We start from the raw sequence: 24,321 nt of genomic DNA, 5'->3' as shown, positions 1-24,321 counted from the left end.
TTGGACTTCTGGGACAAGCCCCTCGACAAGCTGAACCGCGCCGAATGGGAGGCGCTGTGCGACGGTTGCGGCAAATGCTGCCTGCACAAGGCGGAAGATGAGGACACGGGCCGCATCTATCCGACCAATGTCGCCTGTCGCCTGCTCGACCGGCATAGCGGCCAATGCACCAACTATCCCGACCGGCGGCGGTTCGTGCCCGATTGCGTGCGGCTGACCCCGGCCAAGGTGAAGCAGATCAGCTGGCTGCCGCGCACCTGTGCCTATCGGCTGCGCGAGGCGGGCCTGCCGCTGCCCGAATGGCATTATCTGGTCTGCGGCGATCGCGAGGCGGTGCATCGGGCCAAGGAATCCGTGCGCGGCTGGACCGTGGCGGAGGCCGATGCGGGCGATTGGGAACATCATCTTGTCGACCGAGAGCTCTGAGGCAGAAATCCTGATCGATGGCGTCGCCATGCCGGTGCGGGTGCGCCGGTCCGCGCGAGCGCGCGCCTACAAGCTGACGATCGACGGGCTGCGCGGCGAATTGCGGCTGTCGCTGCCGGCGCGGGCGAACCTCAAGCGTGCGCTGGGTTGGGCGCAGGGGCATGAGGATTGGGTCCGGGCGCAAATGGCGGTGACGCCGGCGGTGACGCTGCTGGGCGATGGCGCGACCTTCCCGCTGGAGGGGCGCGAGGTGCGCATCTGCTGGATCGCGGGGGCGACCCGCACGATCCGGCTGGAGGACGACCGGCTGATCCTGGGCGGGGCGGCGGAATCGGTCGGCGCGCGGGTGCTGCGCTGGCTGCGGACACGGGCCAAGGCCGTGCTGGAGGCGGAGACGCTGGCGATGGCGCAGGACCATGGCCTGATCGTCGCCTCGGTCGGCACTGGCGACACGCGCAGCCGCTGGGGCAGTTGCACGTCGAGCGGGGCGATCCGCTATAGCTGGCGGCTGATCCTGGCGCCGGCCTGGGTGCGGCGATCGACCGTGGCGCATGAACTGGCGCATCTGCTGCACATGGACCATAGCCCGGCCTTCCACGCCGCCCATGCCCGCATCTATGGCGAGGATCCGCGCCCGGCGCGCGCCTGGCTGAAGGCCCATGGGGCGGGCCTGCACCGCTATCAGGCCTGAACCGATGGCGCGCCGGAAACGCTATCTGACCGCCACCATGCCGGATGGCTATGTGAAGAAGATCGGGCCGACCGCCGACCCCTTCACCCATTATTGGCGGATCGTGGCCGTGCTGGAAAATGGCAAGACCGAAGTGTTCTGGGGCCACACCCGCTCGCTGGCCGAGGCGAAGAAGAAGCGCGCCGCCGCGCCCGACGGCGCGCGGATGCGGGGCTGGACATCCTATCAGTTCGAGATGGTCGAACTGGTGGAAAGCGCGGATTAGCCCCGATGCGGCCAGGCGCCGTCGGCGTCGCCGCCGGGGCAGTCATGGTCGGTATCGCGCGGATAGGGCAGGCCACAGGCGCTGCAGGTGGCATAATGGCCCTGTTTCAGCCCATGGCCGACCGCGACCCGCTCGTCGAAGACATAGCAGTCGCCCTGCCACCGGCTCTGGGCCTCCGGCATTTCCTCCAGATAGCGCAGGATCCCGCCCTTGAGGTGATAGACCTCGTCAAAGCCGCGCGCCTTGACCAGCGCGGTCGATTTTTCGCAGCGAATGCCGCCGGTGCAGAACATCGCGATCTTCGGGCTGCGGCCCTCGTCACGCAGCTTGGCGGCGAAATCGTCGAACCAGGCCGGAAATTCGCGGAAGGAGCGGGTGGCCGGGTCGATCGCATTCTCGAACGTGCCGACCGCCACCTCATAGGCGTTGCGCGTGTCGATGATGACGGTGTCGGGATCGGCGATCAGCGCATTCCAGTCCGCGGGATCGAGATGGACGCCGGCCTGATGGGCGGGGTCCAGGTCGCCCGCGCCCAGCGTCACGATCTCCGCCTTCACCTTGACCTTCATCTTGCCGAAGGGGGCGCTGTCGGCGGTCGCATATTTCACATCGACGTCAGCGCAGCCGGGCAGGGCACGGATATGGGCGACCAGCCGCTCGATCGCGTCAGCCGTGCCCGCGACGGTGCCGTTGATGCCTTCACACGCCAGGATCAGCGTGCCGCAGGTGCCAAGATCGGCGCAGAGCGCGCGCAGATCGGCGGCGGTTGCCTGCGGGTCGGCGAAGGTGGCGAAACGGTAGAGGGCTGCGACGGTGAACATGGGGAGCCCTATAGGCGCTGGCGCGCATACTTGAAAGCCGGGCGAAGAGGGCGCATAGCCGGGCGATGGTTCCCCTTTCGTTCGCAGGTCATGATTTCCTGGCTTTGCCGGAGGCGGCTTTGTTCTGGCCGGCCCAGGGCGCGCTGCTGGTGGCCGACCTGCATTTCGAGAAGGCGAGCTGGTATGCGCGCTTCGGCCAGTTCCTGCCGCCGCACGACAGCGCGGCGACGCTGGACATGATCGAGGCGCTGGTGGCGCGCACCGGCGCGCGGGCGATCTGGTCGCTGGGCGACAGTTTTCATGATGCCGATGGCGCGGCGCGGCTGGACCCGCGGGCGCGGGCGCGATTGCAGGCGCTGACCGAACGGCTCGACTGGCTGTGGATAACCGGCAATCATGACGTCGGCGTGGCGCAGATGCCGGGCGGACGCCGTGCGGTCGAGGCGGAGGTAGACGGCGTCTGGCTGCGGCATGAGGCCGACCCGGCCGACCCCCGGCCGGAGATATCGGGCCATTTCCACCCCAAGCTGCGCCTGTCGCTGCGCGGCCGGCATGTGTCGCGCCGCTGCTTCGTCGGATCGCCGACCAAGTTGATCCTGCCGGCGCTCGGCGCGCTGACGGGCGGGCTGGATGCGGGCCATGGCGAGATACAAAAGGCCGTCGGGCCGGGTGCAATGGCGTTGATACCCGTTTCCGACCGATTGCTGCGCTTTCCGCTGACGTAAGCAAACGCTACGGAAACCGGGCGTTAAATTGTTGCTGCTAGGCAACAGGACTATGCGGCCATCATCACGCAACTGCGGAAAAAGCCCGGAATCACGCGATATATTGCGTTATTCCGACTGTGGCAGCATAATCGCGCATAGTCCCGACCCGGCAAAAAGCCAGGCGGGCCAGGAGAGGATGCACATCATGATGCACAAGAGCCTTTGGCTGCTGTCCGCCGGTGCCGTCGCACTGGTGGGCGCCATACCGCTTGCCCATGCCCAGGATGCCGCGCCGCAGGCGGCGGTGGACACCGAAAGCGTCGACATCATCGTCACTGCGACCCGCCGCGCCAGCCCGTTGTCCGACGTACCGATTGCGGTATCGGCGGTCGGCCAGCAGGCGATGCAGAACAGCGGCGCCAATGATATTCGCGCGCTCAACCAGCTGGCGCCGTCCCTGCTGGTTTCTTCTACCGGGACCGAGGCCAATGGTTCGGCCCGTATTCGCGGCATCGGCACGGTCGGCGACAATCCTGGCCTGGAAAGCTCGGTCGCGGTGTTCATCGACGGCGTCTATCGGTCGCGCACCGGTGCGGGCCTCAATGATCTGGGCGAGATCGAGCGGGTCGAGGTGCTGCGCGGGCCGCAGGGCACGTTGTTCGGCCGCAACGCGTCGGCCGGCCTGATCAACATCGTCAGCAAGGCGCCGGAATTCACCCTGGGTGGCATGGCCGAGGCGACCTATGGCAATTATGATTATTGGCGCCTGGCCGGGCGCATCACGGGCCCGATCGCCAAGGGGATCGCGCTGAGCCTGGACGGCGTCTGGTCCAAGCGCGACGGTTTCTATGATCTGGTCGATGCCAGCGGCAACAAGGTTGGCGATACCAATGATCGCGACCGCTATTTCCTGCGTGGTCAGGCGCTGATCGAACCCAATGATGCCCTGTCGATCCGACTGATCGGCGATTATACCAATCGCGACGAAAGCTGCTGTGGCGCGGCCTATGTAGAGACGCGCGAACGGCGGCCGGCGACCGGCGGCGGCTATAGCACGGCGCCGTTCAACCGCATCGGCGCGATCCTGGCCGGGCAGGGCAGCGTCTTCCCCGCCGATCCCTATGATCGCGAGCTGACCATCACCGAAGGGCGCGACTATGTCAGCAAGCTCAAGGATTGGGGCGTGTCGGGCGAGATCAACTATGATCTGGGCGGCGCGAAACTGACCAGCATCACCGCCTATCGCGACTATAAATCTCGCGACTATGGCGATTATGACTATTCGGGCGCCGACCTTCTCTATCGCGATCCCAACACCTATCGCCAGTTCAAGACCTTCACCCAGGAATTGCGGGCGCAGGGTTCAGCCTTCAACGAGGCGCTCGACTGGCTGGTGGGCGGATATTACGCCAATGAGAAGCTGACGCTGGAAGATAATATCCGCTTCGGCGCCGACTATGGCCGCTTTGCCGCCTGCCGCCTGATGGCGGGCGCGGGCGTCAACAGCAACTTCACTGCGGCGCAACTGGCGGCCTGCGGCAGCGGTCTTGCCACGTCGGCGCTGATCGGCGGCACGCAGGCCAATCTCAACGCCGGGCTTACCGCCGCGCTGATCAATGCCGGATTGCCGGCCGGCGTTGCGGCGGCACAGGCGGGGGCGATCTCCACCGGTCTTGGCAATGGCCTGCGCGCGCTGGCGGCGATCCCGGAAGGCACCGGCGACGTCGCCTCCATCTATCGCCAGAAGAGCGAGAATTGGGCGCTCTTTACCCATAATATCATCCACATCACCAAGCGGCTCGATCTGACCCTGGGCCTGCGCTACACTCATGAATCGAAGAAGTTCTCTTCGGATTTCAATAACAACAACGCGACCTGCGCGGCGCTGCAGGCATCTTCGCTGCCGACGCTGGCGACCAATGCGTCGCTGGGCAGTGCGGCGGCGCTGGCGGGCGGCATCCTGACGCTCGGCTGCCTTGGCAATGGCTCGACCACGCTCAATGCGCTCGACCTCAACGACAAGATCAGCGACGGCGAGTTCAGCGGCACGGCGGTGCTGTCGTGGAAGCCGATCGACGAGATGCTGGTCTATGGCAGCTATTCCAAGGGCTATAAGGCGGGCGGCTTCAACCTCGACCGCTTCCAGCTGGGATCGACCGGCCTGAACACGGTGCCGGCGGTCTATGCGCCGCGCACCAATGCCGATGTGACGAGCCTGCGCTTCGCCGCAGAGAAGGTCGATGCCTTTGAAATCGGCCTTAAATATACCCAGCCGAAATGGAGCGCGAACATCGCGGCCTTCCGTCAGGAGTTCAAGAATTTCCAGCTGAACACCTTCAACGGCACCAGCTTCGTTGTGCAGAATATCAATGGCTGTGACAGCGCCCTGTCGGCGTCGCGGACCTGCGATTCGGGCGATGTCGGGCCGGGCCTGATCAGCCAGGGCGTGGAACTGGAACTGACCGCTTCACCGGTGCGCCATTTCCGCCTGACCGGCGGCCTGACCTACGCACGGGCGAAATTCGCCAAGCGGCTGGTCGGCAGCGGCGATGGCAGCGTGCCGCTCGATCCGGCACTGTTCCTGCTGCCCGGATCGATCAACAGCAATGCGCCGCAACTGGTGACGACTGCGAGCATGGCCTGGACGCCCGATATCGGGTCGAACGGCCTGTCCGCGCTCTTCTACATCGATGGCCGCATGATGAGCGACTATAATACCGGGTCCGACCTGTTCCCGGAAAAGGCGCAGGACGGCTTTGCGGTGTTCAATGCGCGCGTCGGCCTGCGGGGCAAGGATCAGCGCTGGGCGGTCGAATTCTGGGGCCAAAATATCTTCAACCAGGATTATACCCAGGTCGCCTTCAGCAGCCCGCTCCAGTCGAGCAGCCCGGCGACATCGACCACCGGGCAGTTCGTGCAGGGCGCGCCGATGGCGAACCAGCTCATCTCCGCCTATCTGGCCGAACCCCGCACCTATGGCATTACCTTGCGGGGGCGTTTCTGATCATCCCCAGGCCGCTCCGGGGGACGGGGCGGCTGACGGGGGCGCGTTCGCCGAACAGGGCGGTGCCGACGCGAATGTCGGTGGCGCCCAGCATCAGGGCGGTTTCGAAATCGCCCGACATGCCCATCGACAGGCGCGGGAGGCCCTCTTCCCGCGCCATTTTCGCGAGCAGGGCAAAATAGGGGGCGGGCTCGACATCGGCCGGGGGCAAGCACATCAGGCCGAGCAAGGGGATGTCGGCGTCGCGCGCGGCGGCGATCAGCGCCGGCACATCGGCGATCGGGCAGCCGCCCTTCTGTTCCTCGGCGCCGATATTCACCTGAATGAAGCAGGGCAGGCGCTTGCCCGCGGCGTCCATCGCCTTGGCGAGCGCGCTCAGCAGCGAAAGGCGATCGAGCGAATGGATGACATCGAACAGGGCGACAGCATCGGCCGCCTTGTTCGACTGCAACTGGCCGACCAGATGCAGGGTCAGATCCGAGAATTGCTCGCGCAGGGCGGGCCATTTGTCCTGGCTTTCCTGGACGCGGTTTTCGCCGAAGACGCGCTGGCCGGCGTGGATCAGCGGAAGGATCGCTTCGGCCGGCTGGGTCTTGGACACGGCGATCAGATTGATGTCGTCGGCACTGCGCTGGGTCAGGCGGGCGGCGCGGTCGATCTGGTCGCGCAGGGTGGCGAGGCGGGCCGCAGCTTCGGGGATGTCGGTGGTCATGGCGGCTGCTATAGGCGATGGCCATGCACGCCCGCCACCGCAAAAAGCTGCCCGGCCTCTGGCTGATGACCGATGAGCGGGTGGAGGATGCGTCGTTGCTGGCGGCGGCGGCGCGCTTGCCATGCGGGCGCGCGGGAATCGTCTTTCGCCATTATCGCACCAAGGCGGTGAAACGGCGCGCACTGTTCGAGGCATTGCGGGCGATTGCGCGGCGGCGGCGACTGGTGCTGATGCTGGCGGGGGACGCGCGAACGGCGGCGGCCTGGCGCGCGGATGGCTGGCATGGGCGGGATGGGGCGAAAAATTTCCACAGACTTATCCACAGCCAGGCGGCGCATGACCGGCGGGAGGTCGCAGCGGCACGGTCGGCTGACCTGGTCTTCCTTTCGCCGCTGTTCCTGACCCGGTCGCATCCTGGTGCCGGGGCGCTGGGGCGGATCGGCTTTGCGGCGCTTGCGCGGCAGGCGAAGGCGCCGGTGATCGCGCTGGGCGGGGTCAGGGCAAAGCACCGGCATATGCTACGCGGAATCGGCGCGGTGGGCTGGGCGGCGATCGACGGACTGACCGACCATATATGAATCCGGGTCATGGGGCCTAGCGCGGATGCGGGCCTAATAGCCTGTGGATAAGTCGGCTAGGCTGGGGGATGCCGTTCCTTTTGCGGAGACCCGACATGACCGAACCCACCGACGCGCGCCGATCCTTTGGCGATCTGGCGCCTCATCTGGCGGAAATGACCGACAAGACCCTGTTCGGCGAAGTCTGGACCGATCCGGCATTGTCGCCGCGCGACCGCAGCCTGATCACCATCACCAGCCTCATCTCGCTCTATTGCGGCAATGAGCTGCCCTTTCACCTGCAGCGGGCGCTCGACAATGGGCTGACGCGCGCGGAGATCATCGCGACCATCACTCATCTGGCCTTCTATGCCGGCTGGCCGCCGGCGATGACCGCATCGGTGGCGCAGGAGCCGGGCGTGCTGTCGCTGTCGGCGGTGGCGATCGCCGGAAAGCCAGCCAGCATCCGCCTGCTGGAAGTCTATGCCAGTGACGCGGCCTATCAGGCGCATCTCAAGACACCGCATTTCCTGAAATATAAGCAGGGCACTGCCGACATGGTGCAGTCATTGCGCCTGATCGAGACGGAGCCGGTCATGCTCTGCGCCAAGGGTGGCGGCAGTTACTGTTGACGCGTTGGAGTGATCGGCATCAGGCGATGCCGATCATGCGTATCCTAGCCTTTTCAGGCGATCAGAATTTGAAGATGGTGCCCAGATAGACGGCCTGGTTGTCCTGGCGCTCGTCGGTCATCGGGGTCAGGCGGCCGGCAACGCTGTTGTTGTAGCGGATGCCCGCCGTCACGTTGAGGTTGCGGGTCAGCGAGTAGGAGCTGGCCAGATCCAGCGAATAATCCTTGTCCGCACTCGGGTTGCGGACGGTCGCCGTCGGCTCGCGGCGGCTTTCCAGCAGCACCTTGGTGCTGAAGCGATCCTTCTTGCCGTCATCCAGCGAGAAATTCTTCGCATCGACCATGGTTTCGACCGGAACCGGGTCCAGCGCCTTGCGGCCGGTATTTTCCGGCAGGGCGAACTTGCGCCAGCCATGCTCGCCATTCAGGCTGAAGCTGACGGGCGCGATGTTGACCGGGACCACCGAGCGGTTGGCGGCAACGCGATCGACGTCGCTGGCGCGCACCATGACGGTGATCGAGCGCTGGCCGCTGAGCGAACCGCTGGTCGGCGTGAAACGGAAATTCTGGCGACCGGCCGAGGCGGCGATCTTCGCATAGGCCGCAGCCAGGCGCGAATCCTTGGTCGTGGGGGTGAAGGAGGAAATGCTGCCCAGCGCGCCAAGCGACACAGGAGCTTCCTCACGCATGCGGACGAGATCGGTTGCGGCGCCAAAAGCGGGCGACAGCATGAAGCCAGCGACGGCGATCGCCGAGCCTGCCAATGCCAAATGTCCCCGTTTCACGCGCATGATTCGAATCTCTTCCCCACCGGTTATTTTTCAAGACGCATTAGACACCAAAAAGCGCCATTGACCAGAGGCGCCATCCGCTTTTTGTCTGAGCTGTTGCACAGAGTACACAGACTCCGAGGACGGGTTGCGACGATCCGTGGCGTGTCGGACCCGCGCGCCCCCTTGCCCAATGGCGCGCGTCGACTATAGAAGCGGGGCGTTTTTCGTCTTTTCAAGCTAGGACATGCCTGATGGTCCGTCGCCTTCCCGTTACCCTTTCCTCCGGTCTTCTGCTGGCTGCGCTCCTGCCGCTTGCCGCATGCGGGGGCGGCGCGAAGGAACGGCCCAAGGCCGATCTGGCCGCGTCGAAGGTCACCACCATCGGCGTCAACGCCTATCTGTGGCGCGCCAGCCTGGACACGCTGTCCTTCATGCCGATGGTGCAGACCGATTCCAACGGCGGCGTCATCGTCACCGACTGGTATACCAATCCCAACACGCCGAGTGAACGGATGAAGGTCACCGTGTCGATCCTGGATCAGGATCTGCGCGCCGACGCGCTGCGCGTGGCCGCCAGCCGCCAGGTCAACCAGAATGGCCAGTGGGTCGATGCCCCGGTGCAGGCCGCGACGGTGCAGAAGCTGGAGGAGATCATCCTGACCAAGGCGCGCGACCTGCGCCGCATGGCAATCGGCTGAACCACCCCTTTCGGGCGCGACTGATACGGTAACGCCCTGTTTTCAAACCATCGGGGCTGGGCTTTTACAGAGCCCAGCCCGCTTGCATTTGTAAGGACATGACATGCAAAGGCGCTTCAACCCGCTGGAGGCCGACGCCCGCTGGCAGGCCGTCTGGGACGAGAAGCAGAGCTTCAAGGCGGATGATGCCTCGACGAAGCCGCGCAGCTACGTGCTGGAGATGTTCCCCTATCCGTCGGGGCGCATCCATATCGGTCATGTCCGCAACTATTCGATGGGCGACGTACTGGCGCGCTTCCGCCGGATGACCGGCCATGAAGTGCTGCATCCGATGGGCTGGGATGCGTTCGGCATGCCGGCCGAAAATGCAGCGATGGAAAAGAAGGTGCATCCGGGCGAATGGACCCGGTCCAACATCGCCAATATGCGCGCGCAGCTGAAGAAGCTGGGTTTCGCGATCGACTGGAGCCGCGAACTCGCCACCTGCGAGCCGGACTATTATGGCCATGAACAGGCGCTGTTCCTGGACATGCTGGAATCCGGCCTGGTCTATCGCAAGGAAAGCCAGGTCAACTGGGATCCGGTCGACATGACCGTGCTGGCGAACGAGCAGGTGATCGACGGGCGCGGCTGGCGTTCGGGCGCGCTGGTCGAAAAGCGCAAGCTCAACCAGTGGTTCCTCAAGATCACCCAGTTTGCCGACGATCTGCTGGAGGGCCTCCAGACGCTCGACCAGTGGCCCGACAAGGTGCGGCTGATGCAGGAAAACTGGATCGGCAAGTCGGTCGGCCTGCAGTTCAGCTTCAAGCCGGTCGCGCCGTTCGACAGCGAAATCGAAGTCTATTCGACCCGTCCCGACACGATCTTCGGCGCCAGCTTCGTTGCGATCGCCGCCGACCATCCGGTCGCGCAGGCCGTTGCCGCGAACAATCCGGACGCGGTCGCCTTCATCGAGAAGTGCAAGGAAGGCGGCACCACCGCCGCCGAGCTGGAAACGGCGGAGAAGCTGGGCTTCGACACCGGCCTGACGCTCGCGCATCCGTTCGATCCGGAATGGCACCTGCCCGTCTTCATCGCCAATTTCGTGCTGATGGATTATGGCACCGGCGCCGTCATGGGCGTGCCCGCGCATGACCAGCGCGACCTCGACTTCGCGCGCAAATATATGCTGCCGGTCGAGCGCGTCGTCGCGCTGGATGGCGAAGCCGACAAGCCGATCCATGACGAGGCCTATACCGGCCCCGGCAATCTGGTGAACTCGCGCTTCCTGGACGGCATGGCTGTCGAAGCCGCCAAGGCCGCCGTCATCGCCCGCGCCGAGGGTGAAGGCTGGGGCGCGGGCAAGACCGTGTTCCGCCTGCGCGACTGGGGCGTGTCGCGCCAGCGTTACTGGGGCACCCCGATCCCGGTCATCCATTGCGATGATTGTGGCGTGGTGGGCGTGCCCAAGGACCAGCTGCCGGTGAAGCTGCCCGAGGATGTGACCTTCGACATTCCCGGCAATCCGCTGGACCGCCACCCGAGCTGGAAGCATGTCGATTGCCCCACCTGCGGCAAGGCAGCGCGGCGCGAGACCGACACGCTCGACACCTTCGCGGATTCGAGCTGGTATTTCATCCGCTTCGCCAGCCAGCCCGACGACAAGCCGTTCGATCGTGCGACCGTCGAGCAGTGGCTGCCGGTCGGCCAATATATTGGCGGCGTAGAACATGCGATCCTGCATCTCCTCTACGCCCGTTTCTGGACCCGTGCGCTGCAGCATATGGGCCAGCTGGGCTTTGCCGAGCCCTTCACCGGCCTGTTCACCCAGGGCATGGTGACGCACGAGACCTACAAGGCTGCGATCCCAGTTGATCCGCCTTCAGATTACGACGGTTCTCATCCCGAGGTGTATGCCGTCGAACAGTGGGTCTCGCCGGCGGATATCGAACGACGTGATGGCAAGGTCTTCTTGGCCGGGACTGACACGGAAGTTACCATTGGCCGCGTCGAGAAGATGTCCAAGTCGAAGAGGAATGTCGTCGATCCCGACGACATCATCGAGCAGTACGGCGCCGACGCCGTCCGCTGGTTCATGCTGTCGGACAGCCCGCCCGAGCGCGACCTGCCCTGGACCGAGGCCGGCATCGAGGGCAGCTGGCGCTTCGTCAACCGGGTCTGGCGCCTGTTCGGCGAAGCCGATGCGGCGGCGGAAGGCCAGGACAAGGCCTTGGATCGCAAGCTGCACCAGACGATCGACGGCGTCGCCAAGGATATCGAGGCGCTGGGCTTCAACAAGGCCGTCGCCAAGATCTATGAGCTGGTGAACGCGATCGAGAAGGCCAAGCCGTCGGCCAGCCGCACCGCCGCGATCCGCGCGCTGGCGCTGCTGGTGGCGCCGATGACCCCGCATCTGGCCGAAGAGGGCTGGGCCGAGATGGCACAGCCGGGCCTGATCGCCGAAGCCGCCTGGCCGGCGGTCGATCCGGCACTGCTGGTCGAAGACGAGGTGACCATCGCCTGCCAGGTGATGGGCAAGCTGCGCGACACCATCACCGTGCCCAAGGGCACGCCCAAGGACGAGCTGGAAAAGCTGGCACTGGCGGCGCCGAACGTCGTTCGCACGCTGGACGGCGCCACCCCCAAGAAGGTGATCGTGGTGCCCGACCGTCTGGTCAATCTGGTCATCTGACCTGTGCCCGTCACCCCGACCTTTGGTTCGACAAGGGCGGGGTGACGGGATAAGGATCATGCCCATGAAGCGCATCCTTCCCCTCGTCGCCCTGACCTTTCTTACCGCCTGCGGGCTGCGCCCGGTCTATGGCGGCGGCAGCCATGGCGCGGTGGCGCAGGGGCTGGGCCATGTCGAGGTGCAGGATATTGCGGGCAAGGGCGGCTGGCTGATGCGCAACGCCCTCAACGACCGGCTTGGCGCGATCAGCAATGGTTCCGGCCCCAGCTACAAGCTGGTGGTAAAGCTGGACGATCAGATCAGCGGCTTCGGTCTGCGGTCCGACGCGGCCATCACCCGTGAGCGGCGCACGCTGCGGGCGCGCTATCAACTGATCGATGAAGCGACCGGCGCGCAGGTGCTGGACGATAGCGCCGGGTCGGACGCCGGCATCAACGCGACGTCGAGCGAATATGCGACGATCGCGGCCGAAGATACGGCGCTGGAGCGGCTGTCGGAGATCGTGGCCGACCAGATCGTCACCCGCCTGGCGCTGTATGCGACGCGCAAGGAGGGCGCCCAGGCGGCGCCATCGTCGGCCCCATCGCCGGCGGCGTCGACCGGCCAGTGAAAGCCAATCGCGGCCAGATAGAAAAGGCGCTCGACGCGCCGCCGTCGGATATCCGCTTCTTCCTGCTCTATGGTCCTGACGAGGCGGGCAGCACGGCGCTCGCCAGGCGACTGGAGCGGGCGATGGGGCCGGGGGCCGAGCGGGTTGACCTGGACGTGGCCACGCTGCGCGAGGATCCGGCCCGGCTGGCCGACGAGGCGGCGTCCTTCTCGATGTTCGGCGACAAGCGCTGGGTGCGGATCAACGGCATGGGCGATGAATCGCTGCCAGCGGTCACGGCGTTGCTGGAGGCGGAGGCGGCGGGCAATCCGGTGATCGCGATTGCCGGTGCGCTCAAGGCGACGTCGAAGCTGGTCAAGCTGGCGCTCGACCACAAGGGCTGCATGGCCTTCATCTCCTATCAGCCCGATGCGCGCGAGGCGGAGCAGATCGCCATGGCGACCGCGCGCGAGAACGGCCTGCGCCTGCCGCAGGAACTGGCGCGCCGCATCGTCGACCTGGCCAATGGCGACCGGGCGCTGATGGGAATCGAGATCGAGAAGCTGGTCCTCTATCTCGACGCCGCGCCGGAACAGCCGCGCGAGGCGACGGCGGAGGCGCTGGACGCGCTGTCGGCCGACAATCCCGATTCCGACGCCGCGCCGCTGGTCAATGCGGTGCTGGGCGGCGACCTCCGGGCGATGCACAAGGAACTCAACAATCTGGCGGAGATCGGCGCGGCCATGGCGTTGGTAATCCGGCCGCTGCTGACCCGCGCCATGCTGATTGCCAATATCCGCGCGGATTTTGACAGCAGCGGGCGGCTGGAGGCGGCGGTGGAATCGGCCGGCAAGGCGGTCTTCTGGAAGGAGAAGGGGCTGGTCACCCGCCAGGTGCGGCTGTGGGACGCGACCGGCATCGCGCGCGTCATCCAGCGTCTGGCCCAGGCCGAACGGTCCAGCCGCGGCGGCAAGGGGCTGGGCGACCTGCTGGTGCGGCACGAGCTGCTGGCGATCGCCCGACAGGCGGCGCGCGAGCGGGCCTGATCGCGGACTTGATAAGGGCTTCGGCGGACGCCATATTGCGGCCATGGAAAAGCTGGACCTGAGCGAAGCCGAATGGCGTGCGCGCCTTTCCCCCGAACAATATCATGTGCTGCGCGAAGCGGGCACCGAACGGGCCTTCACCGGCAAATATAACAGCAACAAGGCCGACGGCGTCTATTATTGCGCCGGTTGCGGCGCGGAGCTGTTCGATGCCGAGGAAAAATATGACAGCGGGTCGGGCTGGCCCAGCTTCACCGCGCCGGTCGATATCGACGCGGTCGAGGAAATTCGCGACGCCAGCCATGGCATGATCCGCACCGAGGTGCGCTGCGCCACCTGCGAGGGCCATCTGGGCCACGTCTTCCCTGATGGCCCCGGCGTCAACGGCCTGCGTTACTGCATGAACAGCGCGTCGCTGGATTTCAAATCGCGCGACGACGCGGAATAAGAGCGTCATAGGGACGGACTGGTGCGGGGCCGGGGCGCAATGTGTTGCCCGCCCCGGCTTGTTCGGACCTCCACCGATAATATTCATCGCGGGTAAAGCCGCATCATCCTTACAGACCGGGGAGTTTTCCGGACGAGCGCCCTGATTTGCGCTGGTCCGGGCCGGTAATAGCGCGTATCCGGGGCGGCAAATGGCACGATCTGACAAGAGCAAGAAGGCGCCGGGCAAGGCGAAGAAATGGCTGGTGCGCGGGCTAAAGATCGGTCTGGTCGGCGCCTTTGCCGGTCTGGTCGCGATCGGCGTCGCCGTGTTCATCGCGATGCAGTCGCTACCCGATTATAACAGCCTCAAATCCTCCCCCAATGGCCAGATGATCCGCGTCCATGCGGCGGACGGATCGGTCATCGTCTCCCTGGGGCCGAGCTTCGGCCGCTGGCTGAGCTATGACCAGATCCCCTCGGTCATGGTCGATGCGATGGTGTCGACCGAGGATCGCCGTTTCTACATGCACCCCGGCGTCGATCCGGTCGGCATGGCACGCGCGGCCTGGGTCGCGCTGGAACGGCGCGGCAGCGGCCGGCGCTGGCAGGGGGCGTCGACCATCACCCAGCAGGTCGCGCGCAACATCTTCCTCAACAACAGCTATAGCTGGGGCCGCAAGGTCCGCGAGATGGTGCTGGCGATGGCGCTGGAGCGCAAATTCTCCAAGCAGCAGATCCTGGAACTCTATCTCAACAAGGTCTATTTCGGCGGCGGGGCCTATGGCATCGACGCCGCCAGCCGCAAATTCTTCGGCCATCCCGCACAGAGCCTGGACCTGCCCGAGGCGGCGATCATCGCCGGCCTGGTGAAGGCGCCGTCCAGCTATTCCCCCACCGCCGATGCCGAGGCCGCGATCGGCCGCGCCGGGGTGGTGCTCGACCTGATGCAGGAAAATGGCAAGATCAGTGCCGCCGATCATGCCAATGCCAATCTGGACGGCGTGCGCATGGCGCCCGAGCCGCCGCAGAACAGTGTGCGCTATTTCACCGACTGGGCGCTGCCGCAGCTCGATACGCTGATCGACGAGCCCAATGAGCCGTTGGAAGTCTATACGACCATCGATCTTGGCATGCAGAATGCAGCGACCGCTGCAGTGAAGGCAAACGTGTCGAACGGCATGCAGGGCGCGCTGGTCAGCCTGGACCGCGATGGCGCGGTGCGCGCCATGGTCGGCGGGCTCGACTATGTGACGTCCAACTATAATCGCGCGACGACCGCCGTGCGCCAGCCCGGCTCGGCCTGGAAGATCTTCGTCTACATGGCGGCGCTGGAGGCGGGCTATACGCCCGATACCGGCGTTACCGACGAGCCGGTGACGATCAATGGCTGGAGCCCGCGCAACAGCAATGGCCGCTTTGCCGGCGCGATCGATATCCGCACCGCCTTTGCCTATTCGATCAACACGGTCGCGGCGAAGCTGGGCGTGGAGGTCGGCTTCCCGACTGTCGCCGACATGGCGCGTCGCTTCGGCATCACCACGCCGATCAACACCCACCCCTCGATGGTGCTGGGCACGTCGGACGTGCGGCTGATCGACATGACCCGCGCCTTCGCCTCGATCGCGCGCAAGGGCGTGGCGGTGACCCCCTATGGCATCACCAAGGTGACGACCGCCGACGGGCGGATGCTCTACCAGCATCAGGACGATACCAGCCGCGTGCTGGTGGCGCCCTGGGTCGCGGCGGGCATGACCGACCTGATGCAGACCGCGGTCAGCACCGGCACCGGCAGGGCGGCGCAGATCGGTCGCCCGGTCGCGGGCAAGACCGGCACCACCAACAGCGGCAAGGATGGCTGGTTCCTGGGCTTTTCCAGCGGCATCACCACCGGTGTCTGGGTCGGTCGCGATGACGCCAAGGCGGTGCCTTCGCTCTATGGCGGTCGCGCGCCGGCCCACGCCTTTGCCGATTATATGAAGATCGCCGTCGCCAAGCGGCCGGTGGAGCAGTTCGAGACCCAGGTCACCCTGCCCGAATGGCAGCTGGAGCCGGACGAGGAGGCCTATTACGGCCAGCCGGATAACGGCATGGAAGGCGGTATGATGGTCGATGAAAATGGCCTGCCGATCGACCGTGCTCGGCCGGCCGGCAGCGAGGCGGAGGATGGCGAGGATATGGCTCAGCCCGATCCGGCCGATCGCCCGGCGCCGCCGCGCCTGGACCAGCAATGGATCGACAATGTGCTGGGCCGCACGCCGCGCCAGCGCCAGCCAGCCCAGCAGCGACCCGACAATCCCTGATCCCGTGCCTCAGCGTCCCTGACGGGGCGCTGAGGCGGCCAGCCGGACCGGATCGAGCGCGCCGGTATCGGGCAGCAGGAAGTCCACCTTGCCCCGGCCGAAGTCGATCGCCACCCGGTCGAACAGCCGCAGCGCGTTCATCCCCAGCATCAGCGCCGGCTTGTCGGCCAGGCCCAGCTCGGCAAAGGGGCTGGCCTCGGCGAACAGCACCGGCACGCCGGTCAGCTTGACCCGACCCATGCGTACGAAATCCAGCCGCCCGACATCGCCGGTCAGCGTGTCGCCGGTCACGCTGATCAGGCTGGCCTGGAGCAGTTCGGGGGCGCGCTTCTTGCGCACCAGCTTGTCGCGCAGCGCCAGATTGCCGACGCTGAAATTGGCGCCGGTATCCAGGATGATGTTCACCTTCATCCCGTTGACGTCGGAATCGAGCAGGATCAGCTGCCCCTTGCGCCGGCGCGCCTCGACGATGATCGCGTCGGGATCGCGCGGGGCCAGGCGGCGGCTTTCGCTGATCTCCATCCGGCCGGTGCGGAAATTGAGCAGCACCCGCTTGGCATGCAGGCTGTCGAGGCCGAGGAGGCCGGCGGCGCCCAGATGCTCGCCGTTCAGCACCGGCGCCTCTATCTCGTCCACCGTGGTCGCGCCGAAACCGAGCCGGGGAACGGCGACGGTTGGCACTTCCGCCTTGCCGGTCATGCTGAGGATGGTGACGATCCGCCGATTGGGCAGCGCGAGCCGGTCGGCCAGGTCGCGGGCGATGACCGTGCGCTGCGAGCCGGTGTCGATCACGAAGTTCCACGGCCCCTTGCCGTCGATATTGATGGGAATGGTGACGCGGTCGTCGAGCGAGGGGCCGGTGCGGACGACGGTGGGTGGTATGTCGGGATCGAGCGGGGGGCTGTCCTGCGCGGCGAGTGGCAGCGCGGTGAGCGCGCCCGTGGCGATCGCCATCAGGGCACGGAAATAACGCATTTCCTCATCCTTCCGATATTTTATGTCTCATCATATCATGGGGCAGGATATGTCGTCCATCGCCGCAGATGGGGCACCACCTGTCGAAAATCCCCGGATCGCCCATGATTTCAGGCGGAATAGGGAAATGTCCTCGCTTGACTTGAGGGCCGGGCGCTCGCTAAACGCCGACTATTCCCCTCGCCCGTCCGGCGCGAGGCTTTCCCGAGACATTGACCGGGCAAAATCTCCTTTCTTACCCGGCTATTCTATCCCTCACTCCATCGGACCGACTCGCAATGCATCTCAAGGACCTCAAGAAGACAGTTCCCGCCGACCTCGTCACCATGGCGGAAGAACTGGGCGTCGAGGGCGCATCGACCCTGCGCAAGCAGGATCTGATGTTCGCCATCCTGAAGGCCGAGGCCGAAAATGGCGCGCAGATCATGGGTGAGGGCACGATCGAGGTGCTGCCGGACGGCTTCGGCTTCCTGCGCAGCCCGGAGGCGAATTTCCTGGCCGGTCCCGACGACATCTATGTCTCGCCCAACCAGGTCCGTCGCTTCGGCCTGCGCACCGGCGACACGGTCGAGGGCGAGATCCGCGCGCCCAAGGATGGCGAGCGCTATTTCGCGCTGACCAAGCTGCTGTCGGTCAATTTCGATGATCCGGACGTCGTCCGCCATCGCGTCAATTTCGACAACCTGACCCCGCTCTATCCCGAGCAGAAGCTGCGCCTCGACACGCTGGACCCGACCATCAAGGACAAGTCGGCCCGCGTCATCGACATCGTCTCGCCGCAGGGCAAGGGCCAGCGCACGCTGATCGTCGCGCCGCCGCGCGTCGGCAAGACGGTGATGCTGCAGAATATCGCCAAGGCCATCACCGACAATCATCCCGAAGTCTTCCTGATCGTCCTGCTGATCGACGAGCGTCCGGAAGAAGTCACCGACATGCAGCGCAGCGTGAAGGGCGAGGTCGTTTCCTCGACCTTCGACGAGCCCGCCACCCGCCACGTCCAGGTCGCCGAAATGGTGATCGAAAAGGCCAAGCGCCTGGTCGAGCACAAGAAGGATGTCGTCATCCTGCTCGACTCGATCACCCGCCTCGGCCGCGCCTACAACACCGTCGTGCCCTCGTCGGGCAAGGTGCTGACCGGCGGTGTCGACGCTAACGCGCTGCAGCGCCCGAAGCGCTTCTTCGGCGCCGCGCGCAACATCGAGGAGGGCGGCTCGCTCTCGATCATCGCGACCGCGCTGATCGACACCGGCAGCCGCATGGACGAAGTCATCTTCGAAGAGTTCAAGGGCACCGGCAACTCGGAAATCGTGCTGGACCGCAAGGTTGCGGACAAGCGCATCTTCCCGGCGCTGGACGTCGGCAAGTCCGGCACCCGCAAGGAAGAGCTGCTGGTCGAGAAGCCGACGCTCAGCAAGATGTGGGTGCTGCGCCGCATCCTCATGCAGATGGGCACGGTCGACGCGATGGAATTCCTGCTCGACAAGATGAAGGATTCCAAGACCAACGAGGATTTCTTCGCGACCATGAACCAGTAAGCGCGGCGGCGGCTGCGCGGATGTGCAGCCACCCTGCCATATATTTTGCGGTGAGAGCCGGGCCATGTATATGGTCCGGCTTTCTTCATTTTCACATACAGGGACGTTAGGCCGTCATGCTCGACCTTATCGCCACCGCCGCTTCGGCCGCCCAGGGACTCGGTTCCCCGGCGGATATCTGGCAGCATATCGTCAACGACTTCAGCAATATCGGGACGCCCAGCGCCCTGGCAGCCTTTGGCCAGGTGCTGATGATCGATATCCTGCTGGCGGGCGACAATGCGATCGTCGTCGGTGCCCTGGCCGCTGGCCTGCCGCCCAAGCAGCGCCAGCAGGTCATCCTGATCGGCATCATCGCCGCGCTGGTGCTGCGCATCGGCTTCGCGCTGGTGGTCAGCCAGCTGATGCAGATTGTCGGCCTGATCCTGGCTGGCGGACTGCTGCTGCTGTGGGTCAGCTGGAAGATGTGGCGCGAATTGCGGCCCAATGCCGGCGCGCATACGCCTGACGATCCGAGCGACGATGATGTATCGGGCGTGCGCCCGGCCAAGAGCTTTGCCGCCGCCGCCTGGTCGGTGGCGATCGCCGACGTTAGCATGAGCCTGGACAATGTGCTGGCCGTGGCCGGTGCCGCGCGGGAGCATCCCGGTATCCTGATCATCGGCCTGATCCTGTCGGTGGCGATGATGGGCATCGCGGCGAACATCATCGCCAAATATATCGAGCGCTTCCGCTGGCTGGCCTATCTGGGCCTGGCGGTGATCGTCTATGTTGCCTGCTCGATGATCTATGACGGCATCATGGACCGGTCGGTAGGCATATTGACGCTCTTCTGATCGATCTGATCGACACTATCCCAATCGGCCCGCCCACGCTCAGTCGTCGGCGGGCCTTTTCATGCCTGCGGGCCGCCAGGGGTGGCCGATCCAGCGCGCCACGGCATCGCGCAGCCCCCAGCGCAGGTTGATGCGCCGTTCGGTGATGCCGGGCAGGCTCCAAATGTCGAGCCCCACCAGCGGGCGGAAGGGGTTGCGCCGGCCATAGGCCCAGAGTTCGACGCGGGTGGAACGCTGTGCCGCTTCGCCCCGCGCATGGAAGCCGAATGTGTCGGCGATCACCAATGTGTTGGCAGGGACCGGAAACTGGCGCGGCGGGGGGAGGCCAAGACCGGCCAGTTCCGCTTCGTCGATCCGCAGCGAGCCGCGCGCCGACAGGCGGCAATCGCCATCTCGCGCTGTCAGGCTGCGCTGTTTCTCCCACGCTGCGCGCGCGGGGGTCAGCCGATGCGATCCGGGCACATAGGTGAAGGGACCGCCTTCGGCCGGGACGTCCTCCAGGAACAGCCAGGCCTTCATCGCGGGATGGAAGGTATCAGCGTGCAGTTGGGTCTGCGGATCGGGCGCGCCGTCCCGTCGATGGGTGAGAATGGTCTGGATGTAGATCAGCGGCTCGACGTTGAAGCCGGTGGCATAGCGCGCCAAGGCACGCCAGCGGGGATGATCGAGAAAGCGGGCCATAGCGGGCATGGCGCGCCGTGCAGCCCCGTCCAGCGCGTAACGACGGGTGATGGTATGGCCCTGCACCATTTCACGTGGAACAGCCTGATAGGCGGCAATCTGCTCGCGCAGGGCAGCAAACTGCTCCGGCGGCAGGAAGTCGCGGATCTCGATGAAACCGTCGCGATCAAAGGCATGACGATCGGCTGCGGAAAGATCTGCGGCGAGACGCGAGCGACGACGGGCTGTCATCCATTGGGCGAGCCTGACGCGCCCGACATGGAGGCCCAGCGCATTGAGCCGGGACGAACCGATCAGCGGATTGTCGAGAAAGGATTTGGCGCCGGTCGCCAGCTGCGCGGTCCACCATGGCAGCAGGATCAGCTTGGCCAATCGGGGCATGTTCTTGTTCTTCCGGGACGGCTGCATCTCCTGTCGGATACTGCAAATGGCGATCAATAGGGAAGGGCGGGCAGACCGCTTGCACAAAAAAAGGGACGGCATGTGCAAATGCCGCCCCTGATAGGATTATGCAGGTCAGCCAGAGGCTTAGGGGATCAGGATGGTACTGCCGGTCGTCTGGCGCCCTTCCAGTGCGCGATGGGCGTCCGCAGCGTCGGCGAGAGCGAAGCTCTGGCCGATCTGCGCTGACACGATCCCGCGCGCCATCCGGTCGAACAGGCGTTCGGCGGTGTTGGCCAGATCTTCCGCCGTCGCGACATAGTCGAACAGGGTCGGGCGGCTGACATAGAGCGAGCCGTTGCGGCTGAGATCGAGCAGGCTGATCGGCGGGACGGCGCCCGACGCATTGCCATAGCTGACCAGCAGGCCGCGGCGGCGCAGGCTGGCGAGCGAGGCGGCCCAGCTATCCTTGCCGACGCCATCATAGGCAACGGCGACACCCTTGCCGTCGGTCAGGTCGCGCACCTGCGCCGCCAGATCGTCGAGCGGGCCGAACAGGCTGTGGTCGGCTTCGACCCTGGCCGCCTTTTCGGGCGATCCGCTATGGGCGATCACGACCACGCCCTTGTCGCGCAGCCAGGGCACCAGCACCGATCCCACGCCGCCGGCGGCGGCATGGACCAAGGCGACATCGCCGGGCAGCAGGTCGATCATGTCCTCGGCCAGATAACAGGCGGTCATGCCCTTGAGCATCATCGCAGCGGCATCGCGCGTGCTGACCGCATCGGGGATGCGCACCACGCGATCGGCCGGGACGATGCGGTGGGTGGCATAGGCGCCCAGGCCGGCGGCGCAGCCGACCTTGTCGCCCACGGCAATGCCACTGACGCCCGCACCCACCGCAACGACATGGCCCGCACCTTCCGATCCCAGCGTGAGGGGCAGGGGGGCGGGGTAGAGGCCGGTGCGATAATAGGTGTCGATGAAGTTGAGACCGACCGCATCCTGCGCGATCAACACCTCGCCTTCACCGGGCGTGCCCGGATCGAAACGCTCGCGTTCGATCGCCTCGGGGCCGCCATGGGCCCGGACGATCATCCGCCATGCTTCGTCCGACATCAGGCGAGCGCCTGCGCGAAGAAGTCGGCGGTTCGACGGTCGGCCAGCTGGGCGGCTTCCTCGACCCGGCGGTCGCCCATCTCGGCAGCGAAACCATGATCCAGCCCTTCATAATCATGCAGGGTGACGTGGCGGTTGTCCTTCAGCCCGTCATGCATCTTGGCCTGCACGTCGGCGGGGACGAAGCCGTCGTTGGTCGGAATATGCAGCATGGTCGGCTTGCCGATGGCATGTTGTTCGCCCAGCAGCCCGTCGATGCCCACACCATAATAGCCGACAAAGGCATCGCCATCGGTGCGGCAGGCGGTCATGAAGGCGACGCGGCCGCCCAGGCAATAGCCGACGACGCCGACCTTGGCCGGGCCTTCCAGCATCGCGCGCGCGGCGCGGATGGTCGCCTCGATATCGCGGACGCCCTGATCCTGGTTGAAGCGGGGGATATAGTCGAGCGCCTGCTGCATCTGTTCGGGGATGTCAGCGTCCAGCTCGATATGCGGATCGATGCGCCAGAACAGGTCGGGCGCGATCGCCAGATAACCGGCGCGGGCCCAGCTGTCGCACTTGCGGCGTATGCCCTCATTGACGCCGAAAATTTCCTGGATGACGATGATCGCCGCCTTAGGGGCGCTGTCGGGCGTGGCGACATAGGCGTCGAACTGGCCGTCGCCTTCCAGCGTCTTGATCGGAATATAGTCTGCCATGGGATATCCTTCCGCCTTGGGGAGTCTGTTGGTCGAGGCGCATATTGGCGCCTTGGGCGAGGGGTGCAAGCGCGCTGTCGCGCCCAAAAAATTTGCCATCGCCGGCCTGTTTGCGGCATGAGATGGAGCGACAGGCGGATGACCGCGACAGGGAAGGGCAGCAGATGAAAGTGACCGTCGACGTGGATTGCACCCCGGCCGAGGCGCGCGCCTTTCTGGGCTTGCCGGACGTCAGCCCCATCCACGACAAATATATCAAGACGATGCTCGACAGCATGGACGGCATTGGCAGCGTCGAGCAGATGGAGACGCTGTTCAAGAGCTTCTCGCCGATGGGCGATGCCGGCGTGCGGCTGTTCAAGCAGATGATGGATATCGGCCTGTCCGGGATGGCGGGCAAGAATGGCGACAAGAAGGATTAAGTGAGCGAGACGATCTTCGCCCTGTCGAGCGGCGCGCCGCCGGCGGGGATTGGCGTGGTGCGCGTCAGCGGCCCGATGGCGGGCGCGGCGTTGCAGGCGCTGGCCGGGCGACTGCCCACCCCCCGCATGGCGAGCCTGGCGCTGCTGAGCGATCCGCGCGACGGCACGCCGCTCGACCGGGCGCTGCTGTTGTGGCTACCGGGGCCGCGCACGGTGACGGGCGAGGATATGGCCGAGCTTCATTGCCATGGTGGCCGCGCGGTGATCGCGGCGGTCGAGGCGGCGCTGGGCGCGATGCCAGAGTTGCGCCGCGCAACTGCGGGCGAGTTCACCCGCCGCGCCTTTGCCCATGGCCGCATGGACCTGAACGAGGTCGAGGGATTGGCGGACCTGCTGGCGGCCGAGACGCAGCAGCAGCGGCGCGCGGCACTGGCGATGATGGAGGGCCATTTCTCGCAGCGGATTGACGGCTGGCGGATGCGGCTGCTCGATCTGTCGGCGATGGCCGAAGCGGCGCTCGACTTCTCCGACGAGGATGATGTGCCCGACGCCGATATCGAGGCGCGGATCGGGCAGGGGGTGATGGCACTGGCAGATGATGTCGGCGCGCTGTTATCCGCACCTTCTGCCGAGCGGCTGCGCGATGGCATCCGGGTGGTGCTGGCCGGGCCGCCCAATGCCGGCAAGTCGACCTTGCTCAACCGGCTGGTGGGACGCGAGGCGGCGATCGTGTCCGACATTGCCGGCACCACCCGCGACCGGATCGAGGTGCCCGCCGCGATCGGCGGCACCGCTTTCCTGTTCACCGACACGGCCGGGCTGCGCGACGAGACCGGCGATGCGATCGAGGCGATCGGCATCGATCGCGCACGCGCCGCGCTGGAGGCGGCGGACATCATCCTGTGGCTGGGCGACCCGGCCGAGGCACCGCGCGAGGATGCGCTGCTGATTGCGGCGCAGAGCGATGTCGCGCTGTACGGTTCCGACCGGCCCGGCCTGCGTCTGTCGGCGCGGACGGGGGAGGGGGTGGACGCGCTTGTGACGATGCTGCTCGATCGGGCGGCGACGCTGCTGCCGGGCGAGGGCGACTATGCCCTGCATGCGCGGCAGCGGGACGGCGTACGCCAACTGCACGACCATCTGCTCGCCGCAGGCGCGGCCCGTGACCTGCTGGTGCTGGCGGAGGAGCTGCGTCTGGGACGGCGGACGATTGATGCGCTGACCGGACAGGCGGGGACCGAGGATATGCTCGACCGTCTCTTCTCGGGATTCTGTATCGGGAAGTAAGCGAAATTAGCGCGAGTGATGGCTGATAGTGCGATGTTCCACGTGGAACGCTTTTGACCGCAGG

General features: G+C 65.7%; 24 protein-coding genes. 17 read left to right on the top strand and 7 right to left on the bottom strand.

All coding sequences use genetic code 11. The features are described 5' to 3' along the window. Genes VHN57_RS20170 through VHN57_RS20160 form a run of 3 tightly spaced genes read left to right on the top strand, consistent with a single transcriptional unit; the run spans position 1 to position 1,382 of the window. On the top strand, positions 1-426 hold the full coding sequence (locus tag VHN57_RS20170) for a YcgN family cysteine cluster protein (protein WP_010335778.1): 426 nt from the start codon (positions 1-3) through the stop codon (positions 424-426). After that, entirely contained in the window at positions 383-1,117 is a 735-nt protein-coding gene (locus VHN57_RS20165; protein WP_420878213.1) for a M48 family metallopeptidase, read from the top strand. Before VHN57_RS20170 ends, VHN57_RS20165 begins: the two co-directional genes overlap by 44 nt. Positions 1,118-1,121: 4 nt before the next feature. Next, positions 1,122-1,382, top strand: a complete 261-nt coding sequence (locus VHN57_RS20160; RefSeq protein WP_007704048.1) for a hypothetical protein — start codon at positions 1,122-1,124, stop codon at positions 1,380-1,382. On the opposite strand, the gene trhO is transcribed toward VHN57_RS20160, so the two are convergent. Further along, complete coding sequence (trhO, locus tag VHN57_RS20155; RefSeq protein WP_423285047.1) at positions 1,379-2,203, bottom strand: oxygen-dependent tRNA uridine(34) hydroxylase TrhO; 825 nt, start codon at positions 2,201-2,203, stop codon at positions 1,379-1,381. The two genes, VHN57_RS20160 and trhO, sit on opposite strands and share 4 nt — an antisense overlap. Positions 2,204-2,268: 65 nt before the next feature. On the opposite strand from trhO, the gene pdeM reads away from it, so the two are divergent. After that, on the top strand, positions 2,269-2,928 hold the full coding sequence (gene pdeM / locus VHN57_RS20150) for a ligase-associated DNA damage response endonuclease PdeM (RefSeq protein ID WP_214865045.1): 660 nt from the start codon (positions 2,269-2,271) through the stop codon (positions 2,926-2,928). A gap of 190 nt (positions 2,929-3,118) precedes the next feature. Beyond that, a complete protein-coding gene (locus VHN57_RS20145; RefSeq protein ID WP_423286069.1) occupies positions 3,119-5,914 on the top strand; it encodes a TonB-dependent receptor in 2,796 nt (931 codons plus the stop codon). Here VHN57_RS20145 and VHN57_RS20140 read toward each other — a convergent pair. Next, complete coding sequence (locus VHN57_RS20140) at positions 5,892-6,626, bottom strand: YggS family pyridoxal phosphate-dependent enzyme (RefSeq protein ID WP_423285044.1); 735 nt, start codon at positions 6,624-6,626, stop codon at positions 5,892-5,894. The genes VHN57_RS20145 and VHN57_RS20140 overlap by 23 nt on opposite strands. A gap of 23 nt (positions 6,627-6,649) precedes the next feature. Here VHN57_RS20140 and VHN57_RS20135 point away from each other — a divergent pair, with 23 nt between their 5' ends. Further along, positions 6,650-7,204, top strand: a complete 555-nt coding sequence (locus tag VHN57_RS20135; protein ID WP_423285042.1) for a thiamine phosphate synthase — start codon at positions 6,650-6,652, stop codon at positions 7,202-7,204. Between the two features lie 95 nt (positions 7,205-7,299). After that, positions 7,300-7,815, top strand: a complete 516-nt coding sequence (locus tag VHN57_RS20130; protein ID WP_423285040.1) for a carboxymuconolactone decarboxylase family protein — start codon at positions 7,300-7,302, stop codon at positions 7,813-7,815. Between the two features lie 61 nt (positions 7,816-7,876). Here the strand turns inward: VHN57_RS20130 and VHN57_RS20125 are convergent, their stop codons facing one another. Then, positions 7,877-8,605 carry a hypothetical protein gene (locus VHN57_RS20125; RefSeq protein ID WP_004209179.1) on the bottom strand — a complete coding sequence of 243 codons (729 nt, stop codon included), beginning with the start codon at positions 8,603-8,605 and terminating at the stop codon, positions 7,877-7,879. Between the two features lie 233 nt (positions 8,606-8,838). Between VHN57_RS20125 and VHN57_RS20120 the strand changes: the two genes are divergently transcribed. From VHN57_RS20120 to VHN57_RS20095, 6 genes are all read left to right on the top strand, one after another. Continuing rightward, positions 8,839-9,285: a DUF3576 domain-containing protein gene (locus tag VHN57_RS20120; RefSeq protein WP_004209178.1), complete on the top strand. Its 447-nt coding sequence runs from the start codon at positions 8,839-8,841 to the stop codon at positions 9,283-9,285. A 103-nt stretch (positions 9,286-9,388) separates the two neighbouring features. Beyond that, entirely contained in the window at positions 9,389-11,956 is a 2,568-nt protein-coding gene (leuS, locus tag VHN57_RS20115) for a leucine--tRNA ligase (RefSeq protein ID WP_423285038.1), read from the top strand. Positions 11,957-12,020: 64 nt separating this feature from the next. Next, complete coding sequence (gene lptE, locus VHN57_RS20110) at positions 12,021-12,566, top strand: LPS assembly lipoprotein LptE (protein ID WP_313393487.1); 546 nt, start codon at positions 12,021-12,023, stop codon at positions 12,564-12,566. Further along, entirely contained in the window at positions 12,563-13,591 is a 1,029-nt protein-coding gene (holA, locus tag VHN57_RS20105) for a DNA polymerase III subunit delta (RefSeq protein ID WP_423285035.1), read from the top strand. Before lptE ends, holA begins: the two co-directional genes overlap by 4 nt. 43 nt (positions 13,592-13,634) lie before the next feature. Beyond that, positions 13,635-14,039 carry a peptide-methionine (R)-S-oxide reductase MsrB gene (gene msrB / locus VHN57_RS20100; RefSeq protein WP_004209174.1) on the top strand — a complete coding sequence of 135 codons (405 nt, stop codon included), beginning with the start codon at positions 13,635-13,637 and terminating at the stop codon, positions 14,037-14,039. 190 nt (positions 14,040-14,229) lie between these two features. Continuing rightward, positions 14,230-16,320: a transglycosylase domain-containing protein gene (locus VHN57_RS20095; protein WP_423285033.1), complete on the top strand. Its 2,091-nt coding sequence runs from the start codon at positions 14,230-14,232 to the stop codon at positions 16,318-16,320. A gap of 9 nt (positions 16,321-16,329) precedes the next feature. Here the strand turns inward: VHN57_RS20095 and VHN57_RS20090 are convergent, their stop codons facing one another. Next, a complete protein-coding gene (locus tag VHN57_RS20090) occupies positions 16,330-17,295 on the bottom strand; it encodes a retroviral-like aspartic protease family protein (RefSeq protein ID WP_159367658.1) in 966 nt (321 codons plus the stop codon). A 278-nt stretch (positions 17,296-17,573) separates the two neighbouring features. Here VHN57_RS20090 and rho point away from each other — a divergent pair, with 278 nt between their 5' ends. Both rho and VHN57_RS20080 read left to right on the top strand, forming a co-directional pair. Next, on the top strand, positions 17,574-18,830 hold the full coding sequence (gene rho, locus VHN57_RS20085) for a transcription termination factor Rho (RefSeq protein WP_004209171.1): 1,257 nt from the start codon (positions 17,574-17,576) through the stop codon (positions 18,828-18,830). Between the two features lie 116 nt (positions 18,831-18,946). Further along, a complete protein-coding gene (locus VHN57_RS20080; RefSeq protein ID WP_004209170.1) occupies positions 18,947-19,666 on the top strand; it encodes a YjbE family putative metal transport protein in 720 nt (239 codons plus the stop codon). Between the two features lie 39 nt (positions 19,667-19,705). Here the strand turns inward: VHN57_RS20080 and VHN57_RS20075 are convergent, their stop codons facing one another. From VHN57_RS20075 to VHN57_RS20065, 3 genes are all read right to left on the bottom strand, one after another. Further along, complete coding sequence (locus tag VHN57_RS20075) at positions 19,706-20,728, bottom strand: phytanoyl-CoA dioxygenase family protein (protein WP_423285030.1); 1,023 nt, start codon at positions 20,726-20,728, stop codon at positions 19,706-19,708. A gap of 147 nt (positions 20,729-20,875) precedes the next feature. Continuing rightward, positions 20,876-21,847, bottom strand: a complete 972-nt coding sequence (locus tag VHN57_RS20070; protein WP_278983875.1) for a quinone oxidoreductase family protein — start codon at positions 21,845-21,847, stop codon at positions 20,876-20,878. After that, the gene (locus VHN57_RS20065; RefSeq protein WP_333702359.1) at positions 21,847-22,548 is read right to left on the bottom strand and encodes a dienelactone hydrolase family protein; all 702 of its coding nucleotides are present in this window, start codon (positions 22,546-22,548) and stop codon (positions 21,847-21,849) included. The genes VHN57_RS20070 and VHN57_RS20065 overlap by 1 nt, the downstream gene beginning before the upstream one ends. 164 nt (positions 22,549-22,712) lie before the next feature. On the opposite strand from VHN57_RS20065, the gene VHN57_RS20060 reads away from it, so the two are divergent. Beyond that, on the top strand, positions 22,713-22,970 hold the full coding sequence (locus tag VHN57_RS20060; protein ID WP_004209166.1) for a DUF6489 family protein: 258 nt from the start codon (positions 22,713-22,715) through the stop codon (positions 22,968-22,970). Continuing rightward, complete coding sequence (mnmE, locus tag VHN57_RS20055) at positions 22,971-24,257, top strand: tRNA uridine-5-carboxymethylaminomethyl(34) synthesis GTPase MnmE (protein ID WP_423285027.1); 1,287 nt, start codon at positions 22,971-22,973, stop codon at positions 24,255-24,257. Positions 24,258-24,321 lie beyond the last annotated feature (64 nt).

It is taken from the genome of Sphingobium salicis subsp. salicis, assembly GCF_049472635.1.
GTDB lineage: Bacteria > Pseudomonadota > Alphaproteobacteria > Sphingomonadales > Sphingomonadaceae > Sphingobium > Sphingobium yanoikuyae_A.
This window is presented reverse-complemented; position numbering and strand designations above follow the sequence as displayed.

Bases quoted from the DNA above. Each gene is read 5' to 3' on its own strand.
- pdeM (WP_214865045.1), top strand. From the start codon at position 2,269: ATGGTTCCCCTTTCGTTCGCAGGTCATGATTTCCTGGCTTTGCCGGAG.
- VHN57_RS20165 (WP_420878213.1), top strand. From the start codon at position 383: ATGCGGGCGATTGGGAACATCATCTTGTCGACCGAGAGCTCTGAGGCA.
- VHN57_RS20080 (WP_004209170.1), top strand. From the start codon at position 18,947: ATGCTCGACCTTATCGCCACCGCCGCTTCGGCCGCCCAGGGACTCGGT.
- rho (WP_004209171.1), top strand. From the start codon at position 17,574: ATGCATCTCAAGGACCTCAAGAAGACAGTTCCCGCCGACCTCGTCACC.
- VHN57_RS20145 (WP_423286069.1), top strand. From the start codon at position 3,119: ATGCACAAGAGCCTTTGGCTGCTGTCCGCCGGTGCCGTCGCACTGGTG.
- lptE (WP_313393487.1), top strand. From the start codon at position 12,021: ATGAAGCGCATCCTTCCCCTCGTCGCCCTGACCTTTCTTACCGCCTGC.
- trhO (WP_423285047.1), bottom strand. From the start codon at position 2,203: ATGTTCACCGTCGCAGCCCTCTACCGTTTCGCCACCTTCGCCGACCCG.
- VHN57_RS20070 (WP_278983875.1), bottom strand. From the start codon at position 21,847: ATGTCGGACGAAGCATGGCGGATGATCGTCCGGGCCCATGGCGGCCCC.
- VHN57_RS20060 (WP_004209166.1), top strand. From the start codon at position 22,713: ATGAAAGTGACCGTCGACGTGGATTGCACCCCGGCCGAGGCGCGCGCC.
- VHN57_RS20090 (WP_159367658.1), bottom strand. From the start codon at position 17,295: ATGCGTTATTTCCGTGCCCTGATGGCGATCGCCACGGGCGCGCTCACC.
- VHN57_RS20095 (WP_423285033.1), top strand. From the start codon at position 14,230: ATGGCACGATCTGACAAGAGCAAGAAGGCGCCGGGCAAGGCGAAGAAA.
- VHN57_RS20065 (WP_333702359.1), bottom strand. From the start codon at position 22,548: ATGGCAGACTATATTCCGATCAAGACGCTGGAAGGCGACGGCCAGTTC.
- VHN57_RS20160 (WP_007704048.1), top strand. From the start codon at position 1,122: ATGGCGCGCCGGAAACGCTATCTGACCGCCACCATGCCGGATGGCTAT.
- VHN57_RS20135 (WP_423285042.1), top strand. From the start codon at position 6,650: ATGCACGCCCGCCACCGCAAAAAGCTGCCCGGCCTCTGGCTGATGACC.
- msrB (WP_004209174.1), top strand. From the start codon at position 13,635: ATGGAAAAGCTGGACCTGAGCGAAGCCGAATGGCGTGCGCGCCTTTCC.
- VHN57_RS20130 (WP_423285040.1), top strand. From the start codon at position 7,300: ATGACCGAACCCACCGACGCGCGCCGATCCTTTGGCGATCTGGCGCCT.
- VHN57_RS20120 (WP_004209178.1), top strand. From the start codon at position 8,839: ATGGTCCGTCGCCTTCCCGTTACCCTTTCCTCCGGTCTTCTGCTGGCT.
- VHN57_RS20140 (WP_423285044.1), bottom strand. From the start codon at position 6,626: ATGACCACCGACATCCCCGAAGCTGCGGCCCGCCTCGCCACCCTGCGC.
- leuS (WP_423285038.1), top strand. From the start codon at position 9,389: ATGCAAAGGCGCTTCAACCCGCTGGAGGCCGACGCCCGCTGGCAGGCC.
- VHN57_RS20125 (WP_004209179.1), bottom strand. From the start codon at position 8,605: ATGCGCGTGAAACGGGGACATTTGGCATTGGCAGGCTCGGCGATCGCC.
- VHN57_RS20075 (WP_423285030.1), bottom strand. From the start codon at position 20,728: ATGCCCCGATTGGCCAAGCTGATCCTGCTGCCATGGTGGACCGCGCAG.